The following is a 7,380-nucleotide window of genomic DNA, read 5'->3' on the forward strand; positions in this document are numbered from 1 at the left end:
GCTGCTGCTGGACCTCGTCCCCGAGACCTCCGCCGGACGGCGCGCTGACACCGGCCGGGACGAGGCCGAAGCGCTGCGCGCACTGCTCACCCGGCTGCCCGACGACGAGCGGGAACAGGCCGTCGTGGCGTTCGTCCGCGCGCAGGCCGCGGTCGTCCTCGGCCACCAGGACGCCGAGGCGGTCGGCCCCGACCAGGAACTGGCGTCGGTCGGCTTCGACTCGCTCACCAATCTGGAGCTGATCAGACGGCTGTCCTCGGCGACCGGCCTGCGGCTGCCCGCCACCCTGGCCTTCGACCACCCCACACCCCTCGAACTCGCCCGCTACCTACGCAAACTCCTCTCCTAAACCCCGGGAGCCGAACATGCACGTGATCATCGTCGGTGGCGGAGTGATCGGACTGAGCACCGCCTGGCGCGCGCTGGAGCGCGGTCTGCGGGTGACGGTCGTCGATCCCGCGCCCGGAAGTGAGGCGTCGCACGCGTCGGCGGGGATGCTGCCGCCGGCCAACGAGCTGATCCTGGAACAGGAGGCGCTGCTCCGGCTCTCCCTCGCCTCCCGGGAACGCTATCCGTCGTTCGCGGCGGAGCTGGAGGCGGTCTCGGGACGATCGGTCGGCTACCGCCGCGACGGCGTCCTCGACGTCGCCTTCGACCAGCCCGGCCTCGCCGCCCTGGAGGAGGTGCGCAAGCTGGAGGAGTCGCTCGGCATCACCGTCGAACGGCTGGACCCCGCGGAATGCCTGGACCACGAGCCGGAGCTGTCCTCGTCGGTGGCCGGCGGGCTGCTCGCCCCCGACGACGGCGCGATCGACCCGCGGGAGATGACGCCCGCGCTGCTCGCCGCGATCGACGCCTACGGCGGCCTGTTCCTCCGCGAACGGGTCACCGAAGTGCTCATGGAAGGGGACCGTGCCGCCGGGGTGCGGCTGTCCGGCGGGACGACCGTGCCCGGCGACCGGATCGTGCTGGCGGCCGGCTGCTGGACCCATCTGATCGGCGGTCTGCCGCCGGGCGCCGTCCCGGAGATCCGGCCGGTCAAAGGCCAGATCCTGCGGCTGCGGTCGGCCGAGCCGTTCCTGAGCCGGACGACCCGCGCCGTGGTCGGCGGCTCCGCGGTGTACCTCGTGCCGCGGGCCAACGGCGAGCTCGTGGTCGGCGCGACCTACGAGGAACGCGGCTATGACACGACCGTCACCGCGGGCGGCGTCGCCGACCTGCTGGTGAAGGCGCGCACGGCGCTGCCGGAACTGGGCGGGCTCGAACTGGCCGAGTCGGCGGTGGGGTTGCGGCCCGCGGCCCCCGACGACCTGCCCGTGCTCGGCGAGACCGTCGTGCCGGGCCTGCTCCTGGTCACCGGGCACTCCCGGATCGGGGTGCAGCTCACCCCGGTGACCGCCGATCTGATGGCCGACCTGCTCGCCGACGGCACGGCGTCCGAGCTCGCCAAGCCCTTCACCCCGACCCGCTTCGCCGGCTGACGGCGGTGAAGGAGGCCCTGCGCGCCGGTCGGGCGCGCAGGGCCTTGCGCCGTCAGCCCAGACCCAGCAGCCGCTCCAGTTCCGGGAGGTCCAGGACCGGATCGGTGAACAGGAGCGCGGACATGCCGAGGGCTTCGGCCGGCGGGAGATGCGAACGGTTGTCGTCGACGAACACGCAGTCCTCCGCCGCCACCCCGAGCTTGTCGAGGACCAGCCGGTAGACCGGCTCCTCCGGCTTGCGGACGCCGATCAGATGAGAGATCACGACGACGTCGAAGCGCTGGTCCAGCTCGTATCCGGCGTGGATGTCGTGGGCGTCGGGGCCGGCGCCCCAGTAGTTCGACAGCACCGCGGTGGCGATGCCCGCGGCGCGGGCCCGCTCGGCCAGATCGAGCATCGGGACACTGGGCAGGAGCGCCGCGGTCATCCGTCCGGACAGTCCCGCGGCGGGCAGGCCGAGGCCCTCCCCCAGGATGGAGTCGAACTCCCGCTGGGCGATACGTCCGCACTCGGCGTCGGCGACCGCCTGCTTGGCCCGCGGATCGGTGCGCACCAACCGCTCGACGGCGTCCGGGGCCAGGCCCTCGGCCGCGCAGAACGCGCGCAGCGTGCCGAAGAAGTCCGTGGTGAGGACACCGCCGAAGTCGAGGATCAGTCCGCTGCGGCCGGGCGCCGCGGGCGTCTCGTTCATGGTGGATCCCATCTGGTCAGGGGTTCGGATCAAGCGAAACTGGCGGGCAGTTCCTGGCGGTGCCGGATGTTGAGCTTGCGGTAGACCCGGGTGAGGTGCTGCTCGACCGTGGAGACGGTGATGAACAACTTGTTGGAGATCTCCCGGTTGGTGAATCCCTGGGCGGCGAGCGCGGTCACCCGCATCTCGGCCTCCGACAGAAGGCGGGTCACGCCGTTGTGCACGACGGTCTGGCCGGTCGGCTCGGGTTCCTCGCCGCCCATCGGCTTCGGCATCAGCGTCGTCTGGAGTTCCTCGGCCCCGCACTCCTTCGCCATGTGCCACGCCTGGCGGATGATCAGACGGGCGCGGCCGACCCGGCCGTGCCGCTGGTAGGTCCGGCCCAGGTCGGCGAGGGTCAGCGCGGTCTCGTAGCGGTCACCGGTGGGCTGCAGCAGCTCCAGGCTCTTGCTGAGCTGCTCGAGCTGCTGGGACGGCGGCCTGGTCGCCGCCAGCGCGCGGAGCGCGATGCCGTGGGTGCGGCGCTGCCCCGTGCTGGCCAGGGCGAGGTGCTCGTCGGCGATCTCGCTCGCCCGTTCCCGCTGGCCGTGCAGCAGCAGCGCCTCCATCGCGCCGATCCGCCAGGGCGCCAGCACGGGCGAGTCCAGGCCCCAGGCGCGCGCCTTCTCACCGCAGGCGTGGAAGTCGGCGAGCGCCACGTCGTGGTCGCCGTTCGCGAGATGGTGCCGACCGCGGGCGTACAGGTAGTGCAGTCCGAAGCGGGTGAGGAACAGGGTCTCGGGCACCGGGCGGTTGACCAGGTCGGCGCCGGCCTTGGAGTCGCCCATCGCGGTGCGGGCCTCGATGAGGACGCCCAGCGGCATCCCGATGCCGACGCCCCACGCCTCCTCCGGCATGAGTTCCAGCGCGGACTCCGCCAGCTCGGTGGCCCGGCCCAGGCCGCCCTGGCGCAGCGCGATCAGCGCCCGTGCCGTCAGGAGCTGGGCGTTCCACATCGGGGCCTGCCGGTCGGCGGCCCTGACCAGAAGCTGGTCGCACCAGCTCGCGGCGGTCTTCAACCGGTCCGCGTAGACCAGGGTCATGATCGCCGAGACGAGGCTGTCGATGGTCCGGTCACCGATCGGCAGGCTCTGCAGGACCCGTTCGGCATCGGCGACGACCGACTCGTCCGCCCCCTGCGTCAGCGTGATCCACAGCGCCCGGTTGGCGCTGACCCGCAGCACCGCGCTGTGCCGGGCCGCCCCCGACCGCTGGCCGAGCGGACGGCCCAGCGATCCCGCCAGCCGTTCGGCGACGCCCGGATAGGTGGAGGCCAGCCACAGCCGGGCGATGTCCAGTTCGGCGGCGAGCTGCCGGTCGACGGTCTGCTCCGCGCCGAGCAGTCTGAGGATCTCGACGGCCTCCTCGACCTGGCCGCGCATCAGCAGGCCGTGCGCCACCTTGATCCGGACCACACCGGGCACATTGCCCTCGCGGGCCGGTCCCGCGAGGTCCCGGAGGATCCGGGTGGACGCCTCGGGCCTGACCCGCCGCATGATCTGGGCCAGCCCGACGCTGACCAGACGGCGCTGCTCCTCGTCGGTGCAGCTCGACCCGGCCAGATGCAGGAACCGGGTGGCGTGCTCGACCTGGTCGGCGGCGAGCGCCTCGTCGGCGGCCTCCGCCAGCAGCCGCACCGCCCAGTCGTCGCCGACCGTCCCGCAGGCCAGCAGATGGGCGGCGATCGTGGTGGTCTGCGCGCCCTCCTCCCGCAGCAGCGCCGCGGCGTCGCGGTGCAGCCCGGCCCGCTCGTCGGCGGGGATCTCGTCCAGCACCCCGCCGCGGATCATCGGATGGCGGAAGCGGGCGCCGTCGAGGAGACGGGCGTCGGACAGGACTCTCAACGCCGAATGGACGGCGCGTTCGCCGAGGCCGACGAGCCGTCCCAGCAGCGCCGTCGAGCCCGCTCCGTTGAGGACCGCGATCCCGCGGGCGACCCGCAGGGAGTCCCGGCCGCTGCGGTGGACGCAGGCCAGGGAGGCGTCGCGGAACACGTCGCCGGGGGCCTGCCGCCTGCCGCCGTCGAGGGTCTCCTGGACCGAGTGGTCGTGCAGCAGCGCCTGGACGAGCAGGGGGTTGCCGCCGCTCGCGTGGAAGAACTCCCTGGCGCGCGGGTCGGTGGAGTCCGTGCCGAACCGGTCGGAGACCAGCCGGGCGACGCCCTCCCAGGACAGCGCGCTCAACCGGACGTGGCGGATGCCCGGCCGGCAGGCGAGCTCGGCCAGCAGGGTCTGGGACTCGCCGGGATCGGTGGACCCGCAGGCCAGGAAGACGGTGACCCGGGCCCGCCGGCAGCGCCGGATCAGGTGCAGCAGGCAGCGCAGCGAGGCGGGGTCGGCGTACTGGATGTCGTCGATGGAGATCGTGACCGGCGCCCGGTCGGACATCTCCCGCAGCGTCCGGTAGGCCGCCTGCATGATCTGGGCCGGGTTCGCGTCACCCGACCGTGTGGCCTGCTCCAGCAGCTCCAGCAGGCCGGCGCCGCTCTCGGTCCGCCCGACGCTGTGGAAGAGCTGCTCGAGCACCGTGTAGGGGAATTCGCATTCCGCCCGCGATCCGACGGCGCTGAGAATCGTGTGCCCGCGCCGCGCCGCCCGTTCGGCGACCTCCTCCAGCAGCGCCGTCTTCCCGATCCCCACCCCGCCGCTGACGATGACGGTGGCGCCGAACCCTTCCGAACCTTCCTTGAAGAGCGGCTCCAGCCGCCTCAGTAGCTCATCGCGTTCCACCAACAACCGAGAGTCACCCCAACCTCGTCGCGCCGCCAGGAGCACAGCTCTCTTCCACACCGTTCTTTCTCGCCGCGAAACTCCGCGCGGCCGCAGAGTTCATTTCACGGCCATCCGCTTCAAGCGCCCCGTACACCCATCTGATTTAAAACCGAACAATTGCAGATGCGGGTACGCAGGGCTACAGCACGCCGGGCACGTCCTTAGCCCTATTCACGGGCACAGCTTACACAGGACGCCCTGCTCATCAACGGTTCCGATTCGACGGTCCGGCTTCGCATTCGCCCTGCGATTCGGTGCCTGAATTGCCGCAATGCCGGACGCCCTGACGAGTTCGAGCACGACCGCACGCTGGCATCTTTTGACCGGGACTCCGTCTAATAGGAGCAGCGATCCGGCTCCAGGATCCACCAATGAATCCGATGAAGGCCACGATCGGCGCACGACGGGAACCAGATGGTGTCTCAACCCGTCGAAAACCTCCGTTCCCGAGGCGGGAGCGGAGGTTTTCGACGCGCCCGACCCCGCGCCTTGAGGTTCACACCGAACTTGACGCCCAGCGAAAGCATATTGACGGGACTTCCCGCCTGCAGCGCCCCGACACCCTCTCCTGTGCTTTACGTCACACGTACGACGCACCCCGTCCGGCCGGCCCCGCGCCGTCCCCGGCTACGTCGAGACCGCAGCCCGCGAACTGCTGTCGCTGCCGTTCAGTACCTACCGGCGGCATCTCGTGCGGGCGATCGAGCAGGTCGTGGAGCTGCTGTGGGGCCGCGAGCTGAATGGGCAGTGAATGGTCTGGTAAGTGAGCAGTCGCCGAGTCGACGATGTCCCTTCCCGAGCAGAGGAGTGAGGGATGGTGCGAAGAGCGATCGCCGTCGCGCTGTGCGGTCTGATGGTGCTGGTGGACATGCGCGCGGCCGCGGCGCTTCCCGGCGACGTCGTCCGGCTCGACACCGGGGCGGTGCGCGGCGTCGACCGGGGGACCTACCGGTCGTCGTCTGGCTCCATGGCGGCAGCTACTCCTTCGGCGACGGCAACGTGGACGCGGGCGCGCTGGCCGCCGCGAGCGGCGCGGTCGTGGTCTCCCCCAACTTCCGGCAGGGCGCGTTCGGCGTCCTGGCGCTGGAGTCGCTGCGCGCGGAGAACCCGGCGCTGAACCACGGCGTCCAGGACCAGCAGGCCGCGCTGCGCTGGGTCCAGCGCAACATCGGCGCTTTCGGCGGCGACCCCGCCCGGGTCTCGCTGATGGGCCAGTCATCCGGCGGCATCGCCTCCTGCGCGAACCTGGGGTCTCCGGCCGCCGACGGCCTGTTCCACCGGGCGGTCCTGATGAGCTCGTCGGTCTGCGGGACCGAGCAGACCTACGGCGTCACCCTGGCCGCCGCGACCAGGACAGGCGAGGCGTACGCGACCGCGGTCGGCTGCCCGGCGGGCCCGGATCAGATCGGCTGCCTGCGCGGCAAGTCCGCCCGTGAACTCGTCGAGGCCGCGCCGTTCCCCGAGAACGGGCAGACCCCGTTCCTGTTCCCCCCGATCGTCGACAGGGTGGTGCTGCCCGCCACGCCCATCGCGATGATCAAGTCGGGGCGGACGCCGAAACGTCCGGTCCTGGCCGGGCTGACGGCCGACGAGGGCTATCTGTTCGCGGCCCTCGGCCTCAAGGTCCAGACCGGGGTCGTGCCGTCCGAGGAGGACTACCGGAAGCTGCTGACGGACTTCGCGGGACCCGCGGGCTCGTTCATCATGGCGCTCTACCCGTCCGCCCGGTACGGCTCACCGGTGAAGGCGATGAGCGCGCTGATGGGCGACATGATGTTCGGCTGCCCCACGAACAAGGGCCTCCAGGCGATGGCGCCGCTGGCCCCCACCTACGCCTACCTCTTCGAGGACCCGGACGCCCCTCCGGTCATCCCCGGCCTGGCTCCGGGCCCCACCCACGCCGCCGAACTCGGCTACCTCTTCCAACCGGATTCCGCCCTGTTCGACCAGGGGCAGCAGGATCTGGCCGACCGGATCCTCCGCCGGGTCGGCGCCTTCGCCGCCGGAGGCGACCCGGGCTCCTGGCCCCGCTACGACCCTCTCGGCCAGCGCATCCTCCGCCTCCGCCCGGGCCCCGCCACCGACACCTACGGCTTCGCCCACCTCTACCTCAAGCACCGCTGCTACCTCTGGGACCTCTTCGGCACCTTCATCGGCATCTGACCCCGCCGGGTTCAGGGACGGTGGGCGAAGCCGGTCCGATGGGCCCAGATCGCGGCCTGGGTGCGGTCGCGGACGTCGAGCTTGGTGAGGATGCTCTTGACGTGGGTCTTCACGGTCTCGACGGACAGATGGTGGGCCGCCGCGATCTCGGCGTTGGACAGGCCCGCGGCCAGGGCGCGCAGGACGGCCGCCTCCCGGGGCGTCAGCGGGGCGGGCAGCGACGGGGGCCGAGGCC

General features: G+C 71.8%; 6 protein-coding genes. 3 read left to right on the forward strand and 3 right to left on the reverse strand.

Features of this window, described 5'->3' with window-relative positions; translation table 11 throughout:
• Both ACYVE7_RS25500 and thiO read left to right on the forward strand, forming a co-directional pair.
• Window positions 1-349: acyl carrier protein (locus tag ACYVE7_RS25500; protein ID WP_460367929.1), on the forward strand; the 349-nt coding region annotated here is incomplete at its 5' end.
• Between the two features lie 16 nt (window positions 350-365).
• On the forward strand, window positions 366-1,481 hold the full coding sequence (gene thiO / locus ACYVE7_RS25505; protein WP_460367930.1) for a glycine oxidase ThiO: 1,116 nt from the start codon (window positions 366-368) through the stop codon (window positions 1,479-1,481).
• 52 nt (window positions 1,482-1,533) lie between these two features.
• Here thiO and ACYVE7_RS25510 read toward each other — a convergent pair whose 3' ends face one another.
• The gene (locus tag ACYVE7_RS25510) at window positions 1,534-2,172 is read right to left on the reverse strand and encodes an HAD family hydrolase (RefSeq protein WP_460367932.1); all 639 of its coding nucleotides are present in this window, start codon (window positions 2,170-2,172) and stop codon (window positions 1,534-1,536) included.
• A 29-nt stretch (window positions 2,173-2,201) separates the two neighbouring features.
• On the reverse strand, window positions 2,202-4,940 hold the full coding sequence (locus tag ACYVE7_RS25515; protein WP_460367936.1) for a helix-turn-helix transcriptional regulator: 2,739 nt from the start codon (window positions 4,938-4,940) through the stop codon (window positions 2,202-2,204).
• A 456-nt stretch (window positions 4,941-5,396) separates the two neighbouring features.
• Between ACYVE7_RS25515 and ACYVE7_RS25520 the strand changes: the two genes are divergently transcribed.
• Window positions 5,397-7,145, forward strand: a complete 1,749-nt coding sequence (locus ACYVE7_RS25520; RefSeq protein ID WP_460367933.1) for a carboxylesterase family protein — start codon at window positions 5,397-5,399, stop codon at window positions 7,143-7,145.
• 11 nt (window positions 7,146-7,156) lie between these two features.
• On the opposite strand, the gene ACYVE7_RS25525 is transcribed toward ACYVE7_RS25520, so the two are convergent.
• Window positions 7,157-7,380 (reverse strand): response regulator transcription factor (locus tag ACYVE7_RS25525; RefSeq protein ID WP_460367934.1); only part of this gene is annotated, 224 nt, incomplete at its 5' end.

It is taken from the genome of Actinocorallia lasiicapitis (genome assembly GCF_054778695.1).